This window comes from Noviherbaspirillum sp. (genome assembly GCF_036846085.1).
Lineage (GTDB): Bacteria > Pseudomonadota > Gammaproteobacteria > Burkholderiales > Burkholderiaceae_D > Noviherbaspirillum.
Window position 1 is genome coordinate 1 of sequence record NZ_DAIUCO010000068.1, and the last position, 20947, is coordinate 20947.

Consider the following 20947-nt stretch of genomic DNA (forward strand, 5'->3'; position numbering starts at 1 on the left):
CGTGCGGTGACAGCGGAGTCTTCCAGCGATGCCTTGGCTGCGTTCAGGTTCAGGGCGGCGATCTTTTCCATGCTTTCAAAAGTCTTGGAAGTCAATGTGGTGAAAATCGCGAGCTGGTTTTCGAAGTTGGACTTGGCGGCGTTGACGAATTGTTCGTTGATTGGAAACATGGTTTTCTCCTGAGGTAAGGAAATCTAGGGAATTAAATGGGAGCGCTTGATCTATGGTGCGCTGCAACAAAGGCTATTCTAAAGACTAAAAATCGGAAGTCAAGCATTTTTGGTGCGATGCACAAAAAATCCTTGCTTGTATTGCTTGCAAGCAAAGAATGCATTTCCAGTCTGTAATTTAATGACCAGTCTGATGTCGGTTTGGTAAGGTTTTAATGTTGTACCGGATGCACTCGATCCTTTCCCCCGGCATTGCGAAGCTGCGTCTTCCTGCATAATGTGCACCACTTTCAATACGCATCATTTCCATGGCAAAGAAGGATCATGTCTCCGAAACCCCAGCGACCCAGTTCTTGCGTAAAAATGGGATCGCTTTTTCCGAACACCCTTATCAGTATGAAGAGCATGGCGGCACCGCCGTCTCCGCCCGTGAACTCGGCGTGGACGAACACCATGTCGTCAAGACACTGGTCATGCAGGACGAGTCCGCGAAGCCGCTGATCGTGCTGATGCACGGCGACCGCAAGGTGTCGACCAAAAACCTCGCCAGGCAAATCGGCTGCAAGAGCGTCGAACCCTGCAAGCCGGAAGTGGCGAACCGCCATTCAGGTTACCTGCTGGGCGGCACATCGCCATTCGGCACACGCAAGGCGATGCCGGTGTACGTCGAAGAGACCATCCTGGCATTGGACAAGATCTACATCAATGGCGGGCGACGCGGCTACCTGGTCGGCATCGATCCGAAATGCCTGGCGTCGGTACTGCCTGTAACAGCGGTGCACTGCGCGCTGGAAGAATAAGAGCGTCTATCAAAATGCCTCTGGCTGCGTTGCGTCTCCTCGTCATACGTCAGTACTGCCTGCGTCGACGCGCCTTGCCAGAGAGCGCGAAGCTGCCGCTTCGCTCATTTTGTTAGACGCTCTAAATACAAAGTACTTAAACAAGGGAGAGTATGAATACCGTCTTATTTACAATTGCCGCCTACCTGCTGGGTTCGGTTTCCTTCGCGGTGGTCGTCAGCAAACTATTCGGACTGGCGGATCCACGCACATACGGTTCGAAGAACCCTGGCGCGACCAACGTGCTGCGCAGCGGCAACAAGGCCGCCGCTGTGCTGACTCTGCTGGGGGACGGTTTCAAGGGGTGGCTTGCCGTCTGGCTCGCGTCGGAGTTCGGACCGCAATTTGGTGTCGACGATAGCGGCGTCGCGCTGGTATCGATCGCGGTCTTCATCGGCCATTTGTGGCCGGTGTTTTTCCGCTTCGAAGGCGGCAAGGGTGTCGCGACCGCGCTCGGCGTACTGCTCGGGCTGAACGGCTGGCTCGGACTGGCAACCTTGATCACCTGGCTGGTGATCGCCTACGCATTCCGCTATTCATCGCTGGCGGCACTCGTCGCGAGTGTCTTCGCGCCGTTTTACTACGGACTGCTGTTCGGCACCGACATCAAGCTGCTTGCCGTGCTGGCAATGAGCGGCTTGCTGATCTACCGGCACCGTCAGAATATCGCCAATCTGATGGCCGGCAAGGAAAGCAAGATCGGCAGCAAGAAGAAGTAATCCCTCAAGCCCAATCACGAAGCAAATCGACGGAGACAGCCATGTTGAAAAGTCACGCATTCGAACGCCAATGGTTACCGACCGACTACGAGGGCATCGAGCGTAGCGTCCTGCGCCTGAACGATGGCGGCGGCCGGACATCACTGGTGCGGCTGGCGGCCGGCAGCAGGTTTCCGCGGCATGCGCACATGGGCAGCGAGGAAGTGCTGGTCATCGAAGGGACGGTGGTGATCGGCGGCGCGACACTGGCGGCCGGCGACTACCTGTATACCGAAGCGGGCGAGGAGCACGACGTACAGGCGCTGGAAAACGCCGTCATTTACGTCGCCTCGCAGAAGCAGACGCCGATCGTCGAGAAATAGAAACGCGGCCGATGACAGGTTAGTTCGGACGTAGCTCGTGGAGCGGCCAGCGCGGCCTCACGTTGAAGGCGTAGTCGCGCCGCGCCGCTTCGGGATGCACCTGTAGCCGCATCGCCCCCGCGAAAGCGATCATCGCGCCGTTGTCGGTGCAGAATTCCAGCTCGGGATAAAACACCTCGAACCGCCGCTTGACCGCCGCGTCGTTGAGCGCGTCGCGTAACTGCCGGTTGGCGCCGACGCCGCCGGCGATCACCAGCCTTTTCAGGCCCGTCTGCTTCAGCGCCTTCAGGCACTTCGCCACCAGCACGTCGACGATGGCATCGACGAAGGCCCGCGCGACATTGGCCTTGTCCTGTTCGCAGATATTTGCAGTGTGATTCTTCACCACTGTCAGCACCGCCGTCTTCAGGCCGGAAAAGCTGAAGTTCAAATCCTTCGAATGCAGCATCGGCCGCGGCAAATCGTAGGCGCCGGGATCGCCGAACTCCGCGAGCCGCGAAATGGCCGGTCCGCCGGGATAGCCAAGGCCGAGGAGCTTGGCCGATTTGTCGAAGGCTTCGCCCGCCGCGTCGTCCAGCGTCTCGCCGAGCAATTCATACCGACCGACGCCGTCCACCCGCATGAGCTGGGTATGGCCGCCGGAAATCAGCAAGGCGACGAACGGGAAGGCCGGCGGTGTTTTTGACAGCAGCGGCGACAGCAGGTGTCCTTCCAGATGATGCACGCCGAGCACCGGCCGGTCGAGCGCCAGGCCCAGGCCGCAGGCGACCGATGCGCCGACCAGCAGGGCGCCGGCGAGGCCCGGTCCCTGGGTATAGGCAATCGCATCGATGGCGGAGCGTTCGATCGCACTTTCCCGCAGCACCTGTTCGAGCAGCGGGATGGTGCGCTGGATATGGTCGCGCGAGGCCAGTTCCGGAACGACGCCGCCGTATTCCTGATGCATCGCGATTTGCGAGTAAAGCGCATGGGCGAGCAGGCCGCGTTGCGTGTCATACAACGCAAGGCCGGTTTCATCGCAGGAGGATTCGACGCCGAGAACGATCATGTGGGAACAATGAAGAGGGGAAAGAGGTGGCAAGCTTTTTGCAGCGACCCGTCATTGTAAAGGAAAGCCCCGCAGGTCCGCACACCCTGCCATTTTTGAAACAAGCCCACCATGACCGACTCCATACAGCTGAAAATCATTGTCATTAACTCATTGGTCGCGCCCGAGGGCGCGGACCAGGCGGCGCAGGAACAGGCCGAGCGCGCCCGCGCCCTGCGCATCGGTCTGCTGGAAGGCGGCTACAACATCCTTGCGGCGTTGCCACCGGACGCCGACCTGGAGGAACAGATCACTCAGTTGCAGCCGGACCTAATCATCGTCGATGCGCAGTCGGATGCGGCATTGAAGAAGGTGGTGGCGGCAACCGCCGATGCGCGGCGGCCGATCGTCTGTTTTACCGAAGACGGCGACAAGGCGAAGATGCACGCAGCCATTGAGGCCGGCGTATCTGCCTACGTGGTGGCCGGCTTGTCGGCCGAGCGGGTGAAGGCGGTGCTCGATGTGGCCATGGCGCGGTTCGAAGTCGACCAGAAGCTGCGCGTGGAGCTCAGTGAAACCAAGGTGAAACTGGCCGAGCGCAAGGTGATCGAGCGTGCGAAAGGATTGCTGATGGAGCGGCACCATTGTTCGGAAGACGATGCTTACCGCAAGCTGCGGCGTCTTGCGATGGATAAGAACCTGAAGCTGTCGGAAGTGGCGCAACGCATGCTCGACGTTGCCGATCTTCTTATTTGAAAACGCCTTCCCGCTACCCCGATTCACACCTCGCGAACCAATCCCGCCGGAACGCGGCAGCACCAAACGCCGCGCCCTTTTTTGATGCGTTGCACAACCCCGGTGCACAACTTCCCCACTTTCATGATGAAACGCCCGCAAACAGCACGGGCGCCGTCGCTGCGACGCCGCGATACCGCTGGCACACCAATTGCAAATGAACAGGCAGTGCCAATGGCGGCGCGACGATCAGCAACACCGTCTTGACCAATGTCGGTCGAGGCATTTGGACAAAGGCGTCCGAGTCGGATGAGCTCAGCTCATGCCGTTCGGACGCCTTTTTTTTGCCCAGTGCGAATTAACTCATGAGGAAGTCATGACAACGAACGATACAAAAACCAATTTGACCCGCCGCAGCATTCTGAAGACGGGCGCGGCTGTCACCGCAGCAGGGGCATTCGGCGCATTGGCAACGCAGGGGGCGTGGGCCGCGGGGTCCGACAAGCCGGAAAAGGAAGAGGTCAAGGTCGGCTTCATTCCGCTGACCGATTGCGCGTCCGTGGTGATGGCGTCGGTGCTCGGTTTTGATAAGAAGTACGGGATCAAGATCGTGCCGACCAAGGAAGCATCCTGGCCCGGCGTGCGCGACAAGCTGGTCAATGGCGAGCTCGACGCGGCGCATGTGCTGTACGGCCTGGTCTACGGCGTTCACCTCGGCGTGAGCGGTCCGAAGAAGGATATGGCGATCCTGATGACGCTCAACAATAACGGCCAGGCGATCACGCTGTCGAAAAAGCTCGCCGACAAGGGCGCGGTGGACGGCCCGTCGCTGGCCAAGCTGATGCAGACCGACAAGCGCGAATACACCTTCGCACAGACGTTCCCGACCGGCACCCACGCGATGTGGCTGTATTACTGGCTCGCGTCCTACGGCATCGATCCGATGAAGGACGCGAAGATCATCACCGTGCCGCCGCCGCAGATGGTCGCCAATATGCGCATCGGGAACATGGACGGTTATTGCGTCGGCGAGCCATGGGGCCATCGCGCGATTGCCGACGGCATCGGCATCACCGGCGTGACCACGCAGGACATATGGAAGGACCATCCGGAGAAGGTGCTCGGCACCACGGCCGAATGGGTGAAGGCAAATCCGAATACGGCGCGCGCCATGACGGCCGCGATTCTGGAAGCGAGCAAGTGGATCGACGCCTCGCTGTCCAACAAGAACAAAATGGCGGAAACCATCGCCAACAAATCGTATGTCAATACATCGGTTGACGTGATCAACCAGCGCATTCTCGGCCGTTACCAGAACGGCCTGGGCAAGACCTGGGACGATCCCAACTACATGAAGTTCTATAACGACGGCGCCGTGAACTTCCCATACCTGTCCGACGGCATGTGGTTCCTCACCCAGCATCGCCGCTGGGGTCTGCTCAAGGATGACATCGACTACATGGCGGTGGCCAAATCGATCAACCGCATCGACATGTACAAGGAAGCGGCCACCATGGCGAGCGCCGGCGTGCCGAAGGATGTGATGCGCACGTCCAAGCTGGTGGACGGGGCGGTGTGGGACGGCAAGAATCCGAAGGCATATGCCGCTTCCTTCAAGATCAAGGCACAGGCCAACGCTTAATTTTTTCAGAATGGAGTCGTCATGAGTGCAGTAATGGACACGATGTTGAACAAGCCGGCGCCGTCGGCACCCTTGATCAGCGAATCGCCACCGAAGAAGGCGGACATCGAAGCCGCGACTACGGAAAGCCGTCGCCGGCGCGTGGTTGGCGCCGATGCGCCGCTGATCGGCGGCAGGAACGGCCAGGCGCGTGCGGCACTGCTTGCCGTGATTGCACCTGTTCTCGGCCTCGCCTTTCTCGTTCTGGTATGGGAAATCGTCGCCGCGAAGAACGCCGGCTTCCCGACACCGGCAGCCACCCTGCAGGCGGCGATCACGCTCTTTTCCGATCCGTTCTACCGCAACGGCCCGAATGACCAGGGTATCGGGTGGAATCTGCTGTCATCGCTGCAGCGGGTCGGCCTCGGTTTCGGCATGGCGGCAGCCGTCGGCATCCCGCTCGGCTTCATGATCGGCCGGTTCAAGTTCCTGTCGGCGATGTTCAACCCGATCATCAGCCTGCTCAAGCCGGTGTCGCCACTGGCATGGCTGCCGATCGGCCTGCTTGTTTTTAAAGCAGCCAATCCGGCCGCTATATGGGCGATTTTCATCTGCTCCATCTGGCCGATGATCATTAATACGGCAGTCGGCGTACAGCGCGTTCCACAAGACTATATGAATGTCGCCAGGGTGCTGAATCTATCGGAATGGAAGATCGTCACCAAGATCCTGTTTCCTTCGGTGCTGCCATACATGCTGACCGGTGTGCGACTGGCGATCGGCACCGCATGGCTGGTGATTGTCGCGGCGGAGATGCTGACCGGCGGCGTGGGTATCGGTTTCTGGGTCTGGGACGAATGGAACAACCTGAATGTGCCGCACATCATCATCGCCATCGTGGTGATCGGGATAGTCGGCCTGCTACTGGAGCAGCTGCTGGTAACCATTGCGAAGGCATTCACCTATGAGGATGTGCGCAGCTGACGCTGTTTGCACCACTTCGACATCACCTGATCATTAAAGGAAATCTTCATGGACAACAACAGCAAATTTATCGAAATCCAGAAGGCGGAAATGGTGTTCCACACCAAGAAGGGCACATTTCACGCGCTGAAGGACATCAACCTGCAAGTGAAAAAAGGCGAGTTCGTCACGCTGATCGGCCACTCGGGATGCGGCAAGTCGACATTGCTGAACCTCATCGCCGGCCTGCTGGATGCAACCGGGGGCATGCTCCTGTGCGCCAATCGCGAGATAGCCGGGCCGTCGCCGGAGCGGGCGGTCGTGTTTCAAAACCATTCGCTGCTGCCGTGGCTCACCTGCCATGAAAACGTCTATTTGGCGGTGGAGCGGGTATTCGGCGCGACCGAGAACAAGGCGCAGTTGAAGGCGCGTACCAAATCGGCATTGGCCCTGGTGGGATTGACCGCGGCGGAACACAAGCGCCCGCATGAGATTTCCGGCGGCATGAAGCAGCGGGTCGGTATCGCCCGTGCGCTGTCGATGGAGCCAAAAGTCCTGCTGATGGACGAGCCGTTCGGCGCCCTCGATGCGCTCACCCGTGCTCACCTCCAGGATGAACTGCTGAAGATCGTCGCGAAGACGAACTCGACGGTGGTGATGGTGACGCATGATGTCGATGAGGCGGTGCTGTTGTCGGACCGCATCGTGATGATGACGAACGGGCCGGCCGCCACTATCGGGGACATCGTCAATGTCAGGCTCGAACGGCCACGCGACAGGGTGGCGCTGGCGCAGGACCCGCTGTACGTGGAGTACCGGAGGTCGGTGCTGGAGTTCCTGTATCACCGCCAGGCGAATCCGGCGGTGTTGAAGGAAGCGGCGTAGGGATTCACGCCAATGAATATAGGAAAAGCTCCTTCCCCCTGTCAGGGGGAAGGTTGGGATGGGGGTAGTGAGGTCGGGCTAATGCATACGATTGCTCGACCTCACTACCCCTCCTTGCAGGACGCATCTTCGCTTGCAAGCGAAGATCGTTCCGCAGGCGTGCAGCATGCTGCACGAAACCCCTGCTACACCCCTAGCCCTCCCCCTGAGAGGAGGAGGGAACAGGTAGCCAATCGATCAACCGCCACCATACTCACCCCACCACAATCACCCAACCACAATCAGATACAACAACAGCAAATTCATCACGATCGACATCACCGCGACCGCACGCCATAACGACAGCGGATCTCGTTTCGCCAGCGGCGTCGCCGGCAGACCCGGCAAAGGATTCGCCGCACCCCGCTCGAGCGCGAGTAAAAACTCCTCCGCCGTTTCGAAGCGGTCCGACGGGCTGCGCGCCACCGCTTTCAGCACCACGTTCTCCAGCCATACCGGCACGTCGGGCCGGTATCTGGTCGGCGGCACCGGATCGCCGAAGCGCGGATTCTGGAATGGTTCGATCTCGCCATACGGGTAGCGCCGCGTCAGCATCAGGTACAGCGTCACACCGACCGCATAGACATCGGTACGCGGCGACGGCGGCTCATGCTCGAACTGTTCGGGAGCCAGGAAGGACGGGGTGCCGGCCTGCGGCGCTTCCAGCGGGGCGTCCGCTTCCAGCCCGGAATGCGCCACGCCCAGATCCAGCAGGCGCAATTCGCCGTCGATGCCGAGATGCACATTGGCCGGCTTGATATCGCGGTGGATGATGCTGCGTCGATGCAATGCGCCCACGGCGCGTACCAGCTTCTCGCCGTGCGCGATCACTTCCGGCACCGTGAAATGCGTACCGGCGTCCAGCCGCTGCTGCACGGTGTAGCCGTCATGCCAGGTGGTCAGGTAGTACAGGAAATTCTTTTGCTCCGGCGTGATCACCTGCGGGAAGAAACGCGCGACGACCCGCTTCGCCAGCCATTCCTCGTGGATGAATGCGGACCGTTCACGCGGATCGTCCGCTGTTTCCGGCTGCAATGTTTTTAATGCCATCCTGCGCTGCGTACGCGGATCCACCACCCGGTAGAGCAGGGTGGCGCGTGAGGAATGCACCAGTGCCTCGACTTCCATGCCGTCGATGATTTGCTCCGGACGCAACCTGGGCAAGGCCGGCAGCTGCTGCGCCAGCGACAGGGCATCACGCAGGTTTTCTTCGGGCAGGCCGATAACCTTGAGCACCAGCGCGCTGGTGTTGTCGGTGGAGCCGCCCGCCAGTGCCGCATCCACCAGCGCGGTGGCCGCGCTGTCCGCATCCAGGCGCCCGAGCGCCACCTCCGACAGCAGGCTGTTGATGTCGTATTCGGTCATCCATGCCCACACACCGTCCGATGCGAGCAGGAACACATCGCGTTCCCGCAGTTCCCCCATGCCATGGTCGATCGCCAATCGCGAGTCAAGGCCGACGGCGCGTGTCAGTACATGCTGCATCTCCGGCCTGTCCCAGACGTGGTCGGTGGTGAGGCGGGTCAGTGCGCCGCCGCGCAACAGGTACAGCCGCGTGTCGCCGACATGGGAAAAGTAATAGAAGCCGCCGCGCAGCACCACCGAGGTCAGCGTTGTCGCCATCCCGGCCAGTTCCCGTCGCGCCGAGCCCTGTTTTTGCACCCAGCCGTTGATTGCCTTGATGACGCGATCAAGCGCCTGGGTAACCGGCCAGGTGTCGGGCGTCGCATAGTAGTCGGCGAGCAGGCCGCGCACCGTGTACTCCGCCGCCTCGCGGCCGCCGTCGTTACCCGAAACGCCATCGGCGATGGCGGCGATCAGGCCCTTGGTGGAGAGTTCCGGCTGGTCCGGCGTGACCATGCCGACAAAGTCTTCGTTGCGTTCGCGGGGGCCGGCGAGCGTGGCATGGCCGGCGGCAATGGTAAGCGGCATGAGAAATTGCTTTCGGTTGACGACAACCGATTCTATCGCCCCGCCTTAAATTTTTGCGGATGTCATCGCCGCGCTGCCCCATGTCGTGCGCCAGCGCCCCTTGACGACCGACAGACCGAGCAGTGCAGCGACTGCCAGTGAAGCGAACAACACCAGCCCGAGCTGATAGTTGCCTGTGAGCTGCTTCGAATAACCGAGACTGGACGCAAGATAAAAACCGCCGATGCCGCCTGCCATTCCCACCAGCCCGGTCATCACGCCGATTTCCTTGCGGAATCGCTGGGGCACCAATTGAAAGACGGCACCGTTACCCGTTCCCAGGGCAAGCATTGCCAGGACGAACACGATGACGGCTGCGGTCGCCGATTGCAGGCCGAAACTCGCAATGAACAAGAATGTCGCTGCAAGAACATACATCACCGACAAGGTCTTGATGCCGCCTATGCGGTCGGCGATCCGGCCGCCGAGCGGGCGCACCAGCGAACCGGCGAATACGCAGGCGGCGGTGAAATAACCCGCCGTGACCGGCGACAGGCCGTACTGGCTGTTGAAGTAAATCGTCAATGAGGAGGCAAGCCCTGAGAAGCCGCCGAAGGTGACGCTGTAGAAGAACATGAACCACCACGCGTCCTTGTCCCTCAGTACATGCAGGTACTCGACAAGGGATTTTGGCGGCGGCGCGGACGGCGCATCCTTCGCGAACACCATATAGACCAGCAGCGCGATACCAAGCGGGATCAGGCACAGGCCGAACACGTTCTGCCAGCCGAATGCAATGGCCAGCGCAGGTGCGAACAATGCGGCGAAGGCGGTGCCGGAATTGCCTGCGCCGGCGATGCCGAGCGCCGTCCCCTGGTGCTCGGGCGGATACCAGCGCGATGCCAGCGGCAGGGCGACGGCAAACGCCGCACCGGCAACGCCGAGCAGCACGCCGAGGAACAGCAGGCTTTGATAACTCGCCAACTGGCCGAGCCATGCCCAGGTGAGGCCGGCGATGACGACCAACTGTCCGATCAGTCCGGCTTTCTTCGGCTTGAGGTGGTCGACCAGCACGCCCATGACGATACGCAGCAGTGCGCCGGCCAGCAGCGGCGTCGCCACCATCAATCCTTTCTGGGCAGGTGTGAGGCCGATGTCGGTCGATATCTGAACAGCGAGCGGACCCAGGATCACCCAGACCATGAAGCTGAGATCGAAATAGAAAAACGATGCCAGCAACGTCGGCGTATGGCCGGCTTTCCAGAATGAGGTCTTTTGCATTCGATGCCTTTGATCCAATAGTGTGAATGTGATGAGTGGGCCTGCACGATGCAAGTGCTATGCCACTCACTTTCCGTGCGTGCCGTACTGCCTTTGCCAGTGCGGCATGCACCGCAATGTGGATTGCACCGGATCGAACTGCGAAGTTGCACCTGTGCGGTGCGGATTGCGTCACATCATGGTGCTTGCGGACGCTGCGGAGAAGGTGCGGCAAATGGCACTCCTCTTGCTTATGACTGTTCACGAATTGTTTATCGCTTCAATGGCGAAGCTGAAAGGTGAGGGAGCTTTAATGAAGAAGCTGAAACTGGTCATGGTGGGGAACGGCATGGCCGGGGTGCGCACACTGGAAGAATTGCAGAAGATTGCCCCCGATATCTACGACATCACGGTATTCGGCGCCGAGCCGTATGCCAATTACAACCGCATCCTGCTGTCCCCGGTGCTCGCCGGCGAACAGACCGTCAAGGACATCATGCTCAATGATGTCGACTGGTATGCGGCAAACAACATCCAGCTCCATCTCGGAAAGAAAATCACACGGATCGACCGCGTCAAGCGCATGGTCATCGCGGAAGACGGCACCACCGCCGAGTATGACCGCCTGCTGCTGGCCACGGGCTCCAATCCCTTCATGCTGCCGGTGCCGGGAAAGGACCTGCAGGGCGTGATTTCCTACCGCGATATCCATGACACCAACGCGATGATCGACGCCGCGCAGGTGCATACCCATGCGGTGGTGATTGGCGGCGGCCTGCTCGGGCTGGAAGCCGCCAACGGACTGAAGCTGCGCGGCATGGATGTCACCGTCGTACATCTGCCCAACTGGCTGATGGAACGTCAGCTCGATCCGGTCGCCGGCAAGATGCTGCAGAAATCGCTGGAAGACCGCGGCCTGAAATTTCTGCTGGAGAAGAATACCCAGGAACTGGTCGGCGATGAAAACGGGCGGGTGAAGGCGATCCGCTTCACCGACGGACTTGAAGTGCCGGCGCAACTGGTGGTGATGGCGGTCGGCATCCGGCCCAATACCACGCTGGCCGAATCCGCCGGGCTGTACTGCAACCGCGGCATCGTCGTCAACGACACGATGCAGACCTACGACCCGCGAATTTACGCCGTCGGTGAATGCGTCAATCATCGCGGCACTGCCTACGGGCTGGTTGCGCCGCTGTTCGAGATGGCCAAGGTATGCGCGAACCATCTCGCGAATTTCGGCATCGGCCGCTACCAGGGTTCGGTCACCTCGACCAAGCTGAAGGTCACCGGCATCGACCTGTTCTCCGCCGGCGAATTCATGGGCGGGGAGGGAACGGAGGAAATCGTGCTGTCCGACCCGATCGGCGGCGTGTACAAGAAACTGGTTCTCAAGGACGACAAGCTGGTGGGCGCCTGCCTCTACGGCGACACGGTCGACGGCTCCTGGTATTTCCAGCTGCTGCGCGAAGCCAAGAATGTGGCGGAGATCCGCGACACGCTGATGTTCGGCGAGGCCAATACCGGCCGTCCCGGCGACGTGGGCCATGAAGGATTCACCAAGGCCGCCGCGATGCCGGACACCGCCGAAGTCTGCGGCTGCAACGGCGTCTGCAAGGGCAGCATCGTCAAGGCGATCAAGGAAAAAGGCCTGTTCACGCTGGAAGACGTGCGCAAGCAAACCAAGGCGTCGGCCTCCTGTGGCTCCTGCACCGGCCTGGTGGAACAGATCATCATGTTCACCGCCGGCGGCGACTATTCGAGTTCCAGCAAGGTCAAGCCGCTATGTGGCTGCACCGACCATACGCACCAGAACGTGCGCGATGCGATCAAGGCCAACAAGCTGCTGACGATCGCTGGCACCATGCAATTCATGGATTGGCGCACGCCGAATGGCTGTGCAACCTGCCGGCCGGCGATCAACTATTACCTGTTGTCGACCTGGCCGCATGAGGCAAAGGACGATCCGCAATCGCGCTTCATCAACGAACGTGCCCATGCCAACATCCAGAAGGACGGCACGTATTCGGTGATCCCGCGCATGTGGGGCGGTGAAACCACCGCAAAGGATCTGCGCCGCATCGCCGACGTGGTGGACAAGTACGGCATCCCGACGGTGAAGGTCACCGGCGGCCAGCGCATCGATCTGCTGGGTGTGAAGAAGGAAGATCTGCAATCGGTCTGGAAGGATCTCGACATGCCGTGCGGCCATGCGTATGCGAAAGCCCTGCGCACGGTGAAGACCTGCGTCGGCTCGGAATGGTGCCGTTTCGGCACCCAGGATTCGACTCTGATGGGACAGCAGCTCGAACGCGCGCTGTGGAAGATGTACGCGCCGCACAAGGTGAAGATCGCCGTATCGGGTTGCCCGCGCAACTGCGCGGAATCCGGCATCAAGGATGTGGGCGTGATCGGCGTCGATTCGGGATGGGAAATCTATGTCGGCGGCAACGGCGGCATCAAGACGGAAGTTGCGCATTTCTTCGTCAAGCTCAAGACCCACGAGGAAGTGCTGGAATACTCCGGCGCCTTCCTGCAGCTGTACCGCGAGGAGGGCTGGTACCTGGAGCGCACCGTGCATTACCTGGCGCGGGTGGGACTGGATTACGTCAAGAAGAAGGTGCTGGAAGACGAGGCCAACCGGAAGGCCCTGTATGAACGGCTGCTGTTTTCGCTCGACGGCGAACCGGACCCATGGCACGAGAAGGAGAAGGCGCTGGTGGATACGCGGCAGTTCGAGCCGTTGTCGGTGTAACAAATAACCACCGGCCGGTCCCCTCCTCCTTTCAGGAGGAGGGTTAGGGTGGGGGTGGTGAGGTCGGGCCAACGCATGCGATTGCTCGACCTCACCACCCCCATCCCAACCTTCCCCCTGAGAGGGGGAAGGAGCAGACCGCGCTCAGTTGCGTCGACACCGATTTTGCCACCCTCTTAAAGTTCAAACCCAACACCAAGGAACCCCATGTCCCAACAATGGAAAGCCATCTGCAACGTCGCAGATATCCCCGTGCTCGGCGCGCGGGTCGTTCACCGGGCGAAGCAGCCCAATGTGGCGATTTTCCGCAATGGCGAAGACAAGATCTTCGCTCTCCTCGATCGTTGTCCGCACAGGGGCGGCCCTCTGTCCCAGGGCATTGTCTTCGGCGAACGGGTCGCCTGTCCGCTGCACAACTGGAACATCCAGCTCGACTCCGGTTGCGCGACCGCGCCGGACGAAGGATGCACGCAGACATTCAGCGTCAAGGTGGAGGACGGGCTTGTGTATCTCGACCTGCAGGAATTGAACGTCACGTCGTCCGAGGCTGAAACCGCATGACTTCATTGCGCGACACCAAGGCGACCTGTTGTTATTGCGGTGTCGGATGCGGCGTGATCGTGCAAAGCGATGGCGAGAAAGTGATCGGTGTCCGCGGCGACCCTGACCATCCCGCCAATTTCGGCCGCCTGTGCACGAAAGGCAGCACCCTGCACCTCACCGCAAAACCCGCGCTGCAGCAGCAGGCGCGGGCGCTGTATCCGGAAATGCGTTTTAACCGTGCCGACCGCCGGGAAAAGTCATCCTGGGATGCGACGATGGACTATCTCGCCCATCGCTTCGCCGAAACCATCGCGGCGCACGGGCCGGACAGCGTCGCGTTCTATATATCAGGCCAGCTCCTGACCGAGGATTACTACGCGTTCAACAAATTATCCAAGGGCCTGATCGGTACCAACAATATCGACACCAATTCGCGCCTCTGCATGTCGAGCGCGGTGGCCGGCTACAAGCAGACACTGGGCGCCGATGCGCCGCCGGCGTGCTATGAGGACATCGATCATGCACAGGTCATTTTCATCGCCGGTTCCAACACGGCCTATGCGCACCCCATCCTGTACCGCCGCATCGAGGACGCGAAGAAGAACAACCCGCGCCTGAAGGTCATCGTCGCTGACCCCCGACGCACCGACACCGCCCGCGAAGCCGACCTGTTCCTGCCGATACTGCCCGGCACCGACGTGGCGCTCTTCAACGGCATGCTGCACATTTGCCTATGGGAAGACCTGATCGACACCACCTATATCGATGCGCATACCGAGGGATTCGCGGAATTGAAACGCACCTTGCGTGAATACACGCCGGCGTACGTCGCCGGTGTGTGCGGCATCGACGAGCAGGATCTCATCCGTGCGGCGCGCTGGTTCGGCGAGTCGACGGCGTCGCTGTCCCTGTACTGCCAGGGGCTGAACCAGTCGTCGTCCGGCACGGCGAAGAACGCGGCGCTGATCAACCTGCACCTCGCCACCCGCCAGATCGGCAAGCCCGGGGCGGGGCCGTTTTCGCTCACCGGCCAGCCGAATGCGATGGGCGGACGGGAAGTCGGCGGACTGGCAAATCTCCTGTCGGCCCACCGTGACATGAGCAATCCGCAGCATCGGGCCGAAGTCGCCGCGCTGTGGGGCGTGGACGACGTACCGGCCAAGCCGGGCAAGACGGCGGTGGAAATGTTCGAGGCCGTTCGCACCGGCGATATCAAGATCGTCTGGATCGCCTGCACCAATCCGGCCCAGTCGATGCCCGACCAGAAACTGGTGCGCGAAGCACTGAACAAGGCGGAGCTGGTGATCGTGCAGGAAGCCTACAAAAGCACTGTCACCGTCGATTATGCCGACGTGTTGCTACCGGCCACGACCTGGAGCGAAAAGGAAGGAACGGTCACCAATTCCGAACGGCGCATCACCCGCTTCAAGCCGGTGCTCCCGAAACCGGGGGAAACACGTCACGATTGGGAAATCGTCGTGGACTTCGCGCAGCGGCTGGAACAGTTGACCGGCAGGGAAAAGACCTTGTTTCCCTATGCCGGCGTAGAGCAGATCTGGAACGAACATCGCGAGAGCACCCGGGGCCGCGATCTCGATATCACCGGTCTGTCGTACCAGATCCTGGAAGAGCAGGGGCCGCAACAGTGGCCTTATCCGGAGGGAGCATCCGAAGGCAGGAAACGCCTGTATGAAGACGGCGTGTTTCCGACCGCCAATGGCCGGGCGAAATTCGTCAATACCGCTTACCAGCCGGTTGCCGAAGCAATCGACGCGCGCTATCCGTTCCGTCTGACGACCGGCCGCCTGCGCGACCAATGGCATGGAATGAGCCGCACCGGCACCGTCGGGCAATTGTTTTCCCATGCGTCGGAACCGGCGGTGGTGCTGGCGCAGATCGACATGGATCGGCGCCTGATCGCCGACGGCGACCTGGTTCACGTCACCAGCCGGCGCGGCACGCAGATCCTGCCGGCCATCGCCGGCGACGACATGCGTTCCGGCCAGGCCTTCATCGGCATGCACTGGGGCGAGGAATATGTGTCGGGGCGCGGGCACGAGGGCGGCGGCACCTATGGCGTGAATGCGTTGACGGTGTCGGCGTTCGATCCGAGTTCGAAGCAGCCGGAGCTGAAGCATGCCGCGGTAAAAATCCTGAAGGCGGAGCTGCCGTGGCAATTTCTGGTCTTCGGATGGATCGACGAGGCGCAGGCGCTCGACCTGCAAGCCGCATTGCGTCCATACATGCGCCAATTCGCGTATGCATCCTGCACCCTGTTCGGCCGCGACAAGACCGGCGTGCTGTTTCGCGCCGCCGATGACTATCCGGCCGCCGCCGCACTGGTAAAGGACATCGAATCCCGCTTCGGCATCGTTGGTACCGGCGTGCTGCGCTATGACGATCCGCGGCGCGGAAACGCCCGGCACATCCTGCTTGACGACGGCAAGTTGAAAGCCGTGGCGCTCGCCGGGGATATTTCCGCCGAGCGCTGGTTGAAGGAATACCTGCAGGGCGACCAGCCGGTGTCCGCGCTCGGCCGCATGCTCCTGATGCCGTCGTCCCAGGCACCGAAGGGCTTCAAGGCCCGTGGACGGGTGGTCTGCAACTGCTTCAATATCAGCGAGATCGATATCGGTGATGCTCTCGACAAACAGGACTGGATCAATCGCGGCACGCCGGAAGCGGCGCTTGCTTCCCTGCAGGAAAAACTGAAGTGCGGAACCAATTGCGGTTCCTGTGTGCCGGAAGTGAAAAAAATGATTTTCCAGCGGATGTCGGCGAAGGCGGCCGCGTAGCATTATCATCGCGGGAACCCTTCCCCTGGATATCGCCTGCTCATGGAATCTACTTTTCACCCCGACCCGTTCCCGATCGCCCGCTTCATCAAGGAGATCGGGCGCGGGAAGAAGGGCGCCCGCAGCATCTCGCGCGACGACGCCCGCCTGCTTTATGCCGCGATGCTTGATGGCCGCGTGTCCGACCTGGAGATGGGCGGCCTGATGCTGGCGATGCGCATCAAGGGCGAGTCGGTGGATGAAATTGCCGGCTTTCTCGACGCGGCCGAAGCATCGTTCGAGCCGCTGCATGCCCCGGCAGGCGACTTCGCGCCGATCGTCATTCCCAGCTACAACGGCTCGCGCAACCTGCCCAACCTGACGCCGCTGCTGGCCCTGCTGCTGGCGCGGGAGGGCGCGCCGGTGCTGGTGCATGGCGTCACTACCGATCCCGGCCGTGTCACCACGGCGGAGATCCTGGCCGAACTTGGCCTGCCGTTCACCGGCAGCGTGCAAGAGGCCCAGGCCGGGTTCGCTGCCCGCCGCCCGGTGTTCATGCCGATCGAGGTACTGGCGCCTCGCCTGGCGCATCAGCTGTCGTTGCGGCGCATACTCGGCGTGCGCAATTCAACCCATACGCTGGTCAAGATCATGCAGCCGTTCGCCGGACCTGCACTGCGGCTGACGTCCTACACCCATCCCGAATATCTCGAGTTGTTATCGTCCTACTTCGCCACGGCCGTGCCCCCCGAACGCGGCGATGCCTTCCTGATGCGCGGCACCGAAGGCGAGACCGTCGCCAACCCCAAGCGCGCGCAGCAGATTCAATGGTTCCATGAACATGCATGCACCATTTTGGTGGAGAAGCAGGCGGCGGTGGACGAGATGCCGCCCCTACCAGAGAGCAGCGACGCGGCCACCACGGCGCGCTGGATCCAGCAGGCTCTGGAGGGTATGCAGCCGGTACCGGCGCCGATCGTTGAGCAGGTGGAACATTGTTTGCATGTTGCAAGGGAACTCCGCAACCAGACAATTTTTCACCATGACAGTGCACGCTAAGGTTTATCTCGTCGGCGCCGGCCCCGGCGATCCGGAACTCCTGACCATCAAGGCAGCAAAAACCATCGGCCTCGCCGACGTGATCCTCGTCGACGACCTGGTCAATCCCGCCATACTGGAGCATGCGCGAGCGGATGCCCGCATCGTGCATGTCGGCAAACGCGGCGGGTGCCAGTCGACGCCGCAGGAATTCATCGAACGGCTGATGATCGGCGAAGCCCGCAGCGGGCGTTGCGTGGTGCGGCTCAAGGGCGGCGATCCCTTCATGTTCGGGCGCGGCGGCGAAGAACGCGACCACTTGCAGGCCGCCGGCATCGACGTCGGCATCGTCAACGGCATCAGCAGCGGCATGGCGGCACCGGCGGCGATTGGCGTGCCGCTGACGCACCGCAGCTGGAGCCAGGGCGCGGTATTCGTCACCGGCCACGGCAAGGATGCGGCGTCCAACCCGGACTGGGCGACATTGGCGAAGCTCGACCTGACGCTGGTGATCTACATGGGTATGGCCCGCTGCGGCGATATCCGGAACGCGCTCATCGAAGGCGGCAAGCCCCCGTCCACACCAGTGGCGGTCATCCATGCCGCCAGCCTGCCGTCCCAGGCACACCTGGTGACGACCCTCGGCGAGTTGACCGAAGCGTTGTCCGCCTCCGGACTGGCCAGTCCGGGCATCATCGTCGTCGGCGACGTCGTGCGATGTGCGGATGAATTTTCCGCCCAGCCGGCGCGATTGAGGGCAAGCAACTAATCGCGTGGGCGCCTGCCCGCCGCTGACACGTTAGAATCGCGGCTTGCTTTCAACTCCACAAGCCATGGCGAAACAATTCGATGTCGCGGTAATCGGCGCGGGCGCCGCCGGAATGATGTGCGCCGCGGTTGCCGGCCAGCGTGGCCGCAAGGTCGTGCTGATCGATCATGCAACCAAGCTTGCCGAAAAAATACGCATATCGGGCGGCGGCCGCTGCAACTTCACCAACCTGTACGCCGGGCCGCAACACTACCTGTCAAAGAACCCGCATTTCTGCAAAAGCGCGCTGTCGCGTTATACCGCCCAGGATTTCATCGGATTGGTAAAACGCCATCGCATCGCCTACCACGAGAAGCACAAGGGACAATTATTCTGCGACGACTCTGCCGAGCAGATCATCGACATGCTGAAAGCCGAGTGCACGACCGGCAATGTCGCCTGGCGCATGCCATGCAAGGTCGAGGCAGTCGGCAAGGCCGGCGAGCGTTACCGTATTGATACGGACAGCGGCGTAATAGAAGCAGATAGCGTCGTGATTGCCACCGGCGGGCTGTCCATCCCGAAGATCGGCGCAACCGACTTCGCCTTCCGCATTGCAAAACAATTCGGTTTGAAACTGATCGAGCCAAGGCCTGCACTTGTACCGCTTACCTTCGATGCTTCCGGCTGGCAACCCTTTGTGCCGCTCGCCGGTGTGGCGCTGGAAGTCGACATCGAGGCAGGCGAAAAGAAATCGCGCGGTCATTTCCGCGAAGACCTGCTGTTCACCCATCGCGGCCTCTCCGGGCCGGCGGTGTTGCAGATTTCGAGTTTCTGGCAGCCCGGCGCCGCGCTCACCCTGAACCTGGTGCCGGAGATGGATGTCGCGGAAGTGCTGATTGAAGGCAAGTCGGCGTTGAAGAAAAATCTTGGCAACCTTCTCGCACAATGGCTGCCTGCACGCCTGGCCGACGGCTGGCTGGGCGCCAACGGCTTTCGCCACGACGCCCGGTTGGCCGACATGCCGGACAAGGAGCTGCGCCGTCTCGGCAACTCGCTAAACCGCTGGACCTTGCAGCCCAACGGCTCGGAAGGCTATCGCAAGGCGGAAGTGACGCTCGGGGGCATTGATACTCGGGAGTTGTCGCAGCAGAGCATGATGGCGAACAAGGCGCCGGGCCTGTACTTCGTCGGCGAAGCGGTGGATGTCACCGGCTGGCTCGGCGGCTACAACTTCCAGTGGGCATGGGCATCCGGCGTCGCCGCTGGATTGGCGGTTTGATAACGTATGTAGCGGGCCCGGGCCGCTGCATGTTGCAGCGCCGCCTGCAACGTTCCGCTCAATTTTCTTTTCTTTGGGATTTTAAGCTGCTATACTCAGCGTCTTTCCCTGAAACCTCGGTTTGAGTTTACATGACCACAATTCGCCTTAAAGAAAACGAGCCGTTCGAAGTTGCCATGCGCCGCTTCAAGCGCACTATTGAAAAAACCGGTCTTCTGACCGAGTTGCGTGCGCGCGAGTTTTACGAAAAGCCGACCGCAGAGCGCAAGCGCAAGCTCGCCGCTGCCGTGAAGCGCCACTACAAGCGCATCCGCAGCCAGCAATTGCCGAAAAAGCTGTACTGATTTCCGACCGCACATTAACTGTGCGGTCAAATGCAAACCCGCTCCGGATGGCCGCAGCGGGTTTTGGCGTTTAGGGCTGGTTGTCTTTGCTGACTGTTAATCCCGGACCTGCAATATCAACCGACTATTGCAGGATGCATATCGCAATGCAATTGCATCACGCCGGGAGCAGGCGCATTCTTTCGCGGCATCCCGCTTTGCCCTGTACGGCAGCCGATTCCTGTCCCTATCGTGGACGGCGCATCCATGCGTGCAAGAGCGCAATGGATGCACATGGCTGTCCGGCCTTGTGATAACCGGTTTTTCCCTCATATTTATCGATATTCGTCGACCCTGGAGCCTGCATGAGCCTGAAAGAACAAATCACCGAAGACATGAAGGCCGCCATGCGCGCCAAGGACACTGCCAAGCTCGGCACCATCCGGCTGCTCACCGCCGCGATGAAGCAAAAGGAAGTCGACGAGCGCATCGAGCTGACTGACGCACATGTCCTTGCCATCATTGAAAAGATGATCAAGCAGCGCAAGGATTCGATCAGTCAGTTCGAAGCCGGTGGTCGCCAGGACCTTGCGGACATCGAAAAAGCGGAGCTCTCCGTACTGTCGACCTACATGCCGGCAGCCATGTCCGATGCGGAAATGCAGGCCGAAGTCGCTGCGGCGGTCGCACAGGTCGGCGCCGCCGGACCGCAGGATATGGGTAAGGTGATGGGTGTACTGAAGCCGAAGCTGGCAGGCCGGGCCGATATGACGGTGGTTTCGGGGCTGGTGAAGGCCGCATTGTCCAAATCTTGATCTGGCTTAGGAAAGCGCCGCGCGCTGATCGCCAGCTGTGATCCCACAATCCTTCATTCAGGATCTGCTCAACCGGGTCGATATCGTCGACGTGGTAGGCCGTTACGTGCAACTGAAGAAGGGCGGCGCCAATTACATGGG

At 60.9% G+C, this 20947-nt stretch carries 20 protein-coding genes; 16 read left to right on the top strand and 4 right to left on the bottom strand.

Translation table 11 applies throughout. The features are described 5' to 3' along the window. Positions 1-170, bottom strand: a 170-nt coding sequence (locus V7080_RS10120; protein WP_334188288.1) for a phasin family protein, incomplete at its 3' end; no start/stop codon positions are given. A gap of 308 nt (positions 171-478) precedes the next feature. On the opposite strand from V7080_RS10120, the gene ybaK reads away from it, so the two are divergent. From ybaK to V7080_RS10135, 3 genes are all read left to right on the top strand, one after another. Beyond that, complete coding sequence (gene ybaK / locus V7080_RS10125; RefSeq protein ID WP_334188271.1) at positions 479-970, top strand: Cys-tRNA(Pro) deacylase; 492 nt, start codon at positions 479-481, stop codon at positions 968-970. Positions 971-1122: 152 nt separating this feature from the next. Beyond that, complete coding sequence (gene plsY / locus V7080_RS10130; RefSeq protein WP_334188272.1) at positions 1123-1728, top strand: glycerol-3-phosphate 1-O-acyltransferase PlsY; 606 nt, start codon at positions 1123-1125, stop codon at positions 1726-1728. 41 nt (positions 1729-1769) lie between these two features. Beyond that, on the top strand, positions 1770-2090 hold the full coding sequence (locus V7080_RS10135; RefSeq protein WP_334188273.1) for a cupin domain-containing protein: 321 nt from the start codon (positions 1770-1772) through the stop codon (positions 2088-2090). A 19-nt stretch (positions 2091-2109) separates the two neighbouring features. Here V7080_RS10135 and tsaD read toward each other — a convergent pair whose 3' ends face one another. After that, positions 2110-3138 carry a tRNA (adenosine(37)-N6)-threonylcarbamoyltransferase complex transferase subunit TsaD gene (tsaD, locus tag V7080_RS10140; RefSeq protein WP_334188274.1) on the bottom strand — a complete coding sequence of 343 codons (1029 nt, stop codon included), beginning with the start codon at positions 3136-3138 and terminating at the stop codon, positions 2110-2112. A 111-nt stretch (positions 3139-3249) separates the two neighbouring features. Here tsaD and V7080_RS10145 point away from each other — a divergent pair, with 111 nt between their 5' ends. From V7080_RS10145 to V7080_RS10160, 4 genes are all read left to right on the top strand, one after another. Beyond that, the gene (locus V7080_RS10145) at positions 3250-3873 is read left to right on the top strand and encodes an ANTAR domain-containing response regulator (protein WP_334188275.1); all 624 of its coding nucleotides are present in this window, start codon (positions 3250-3252) and stop codon (positions 3871-3873) included. 355 nt (positions 3874-4228) lie between these two features. Further along, complete coding sequence (locus V7080_RS10150) at positions 4229-5494, top strand: CmpA/NrtA family ABC transporter substrate-binding protein (protein ID WP_334188276.1); 1266 nt, start codon at positions 4229-4231, stop codon at positions 5492-5494. 21 nt (positions 5495-5515) lie between these two features. Beyond that, entirely contained in the window at positions 5516-6457 is a 942-nt protein-coding gene (gene ntrB, locus V7080_RS10155; RefSeq protein WP_334188277.1) for a nitrate ABC transporter permease, read from the top strand. A 48-nt stretch (positions 6458-6505) separates the two neighbouring features. Then, the gene (locus tag V7080_RS10160) at positions 6506-7321 is read left to right on the top strand and encodes an ABC transporter ATP-binding protein (RefSeq protein ID WP_334188278.1); all 816 of its coding nucleotides are present in this window, start codon (positions 6506-6508) and stop codon (positions 7319-7321) included. Positions 7322-7588: 267 nt separating this feature from the next. On the opposite strand, the gene V7080_RS10165 is transcribed toward V7080_RS10160, so the two are convergent. Both V7080_RS10165 and V7080_RS10170 read right to left on the bottom strand, forming a co-directional pair. Continuing rightward, a complete protein-coding gene (locus tag V7080_RS10165) occupies positions 7589-9292 on the bottom strand; it encodes a bifunctional protein-serine/threonine kinase/phosphatase (RefSeq protein WP_334188279.1) in 1704 nt (567 codons plus the stop codon). A gap of 45 nt (positions 9293-9337) precedes the next feature. Beyond that, positions 9338-10552 (bottom strand): nitrate/nitrite transporter, encoded by a 1215-nt coding sequence (locus V7080_RS10170; RefSeq protein ID WP_334188280.1) that lies wholly within the window; start codon positions 10550-10552, stop codon positions 9338-9340. A 292-nt stretch (positions 10553-10844) separates the two neighbouring features. Here V7080_RS10170 and nirB point away from each other — a divergent pair, with 292 nt between their 5' ends. The 9 genes from nirB to V7080_RS10215 all read left to right on the top strand — a co-directional run. Further along, a complete protein-coding gene (nirB, locus tag V7080_RS10175) occupies positions 10845-13283 on the top strand; it encodes a nitrite reductase large subunit NirB (RefSeq protein WP_334188281.1) in 2439 nt (812 codons plus the stop codon). Between the two features lie 207 nt (positions 13284-13490). Then, on the top strand, positions 13491-13844 hold the full coding sequence (gene nirD / locus V7080_RS10180) for a nitrite reductase small subunit NirD (RefSeq protein ID WP_334188282.1): 354 nt from the start codon (positions 13491-13493) through the stop codon (positions 13842-13844). Next, entirely contained in the window at positions 13841-16621 is a 2781-nt protein-coding gene (locus V7080_RS10185) for a nitrate reductase (protein ID WP_334188283.1), read from the top strand. Before nirD ends, V7080_RS10185 begins: the two co-directional genes overlap by 4 nt. Before the next feature lie 42 nt (positions 16622-16663). Beyond that, complete coding sequence (gene ybiB / locus V7080_RS10190) at positions 16664-17659, top strand: DNA-binding protein YbiB (RefSeq protein ID WP_334188284.1); 996 nt, start codon at positions 16664-16666, stop codon at positions 17657-17659. Then, positions 17643-18407, top strand: coding sequence for a uroporphyrinogen-III C-methyltransferase (gene cobA / locus V7080_RS10195; protein WP_334188285.1), 765 nt, complete (start codon positions 17643-17645; stop codon positions 18405-18407). Before ybiB ends, cobA begins: the two co-directional genes overlap by 17 nt. A gap of 64 nt (positions 18408-18471) precedes the next feature. Beyond that, positions 18472-19668, top strand: a complete 1197-nt coding sequence (locus V7080_RS10200) for an NAD(P)/FAD-dependent oxidoreductase (RefSeq protein ID WP_334188286.1) — start codon at positions 18472-18474, stop codon at positions 19666-19668. Positions 19669-19799: 131 nt separating this feature from the next. Then, positions 19800-20012 (top strand): 30S ribosomal protein S21, encoded by a 213-nt coding sequence (gene rpsU, locus V7080_RS10205; protein ID WP_005665410.1) that lies wholly within the window; start codon positions 19800-19802, stop codon positions 20010-20012. Between the two features lie 344 nt (positions 20013-20356). Beyond that, positions 20357-20806 carry a GatB/YqeY domain-containing protein gene (locus V7080_RS10210; RefSeq protein ID WP_334188287.1) on the top strand — a complete coding sequence of 150 codons (450 nt, stop codon included), beginning with the start codon at positions 20357-20359 and terminating at the stop codon, positions 20804-20806. A 37-nt stretch (positions 20807-20843) separates the two neighbouring features. Next, positions 20844-20947: CHC2 zinc finger domain-containing protein (locus tag V7080_RS10215; RefSeq protein ID WP_334188289.1), on the top strand; the 104-nt coding region annotated here is incomplete at its 3' end.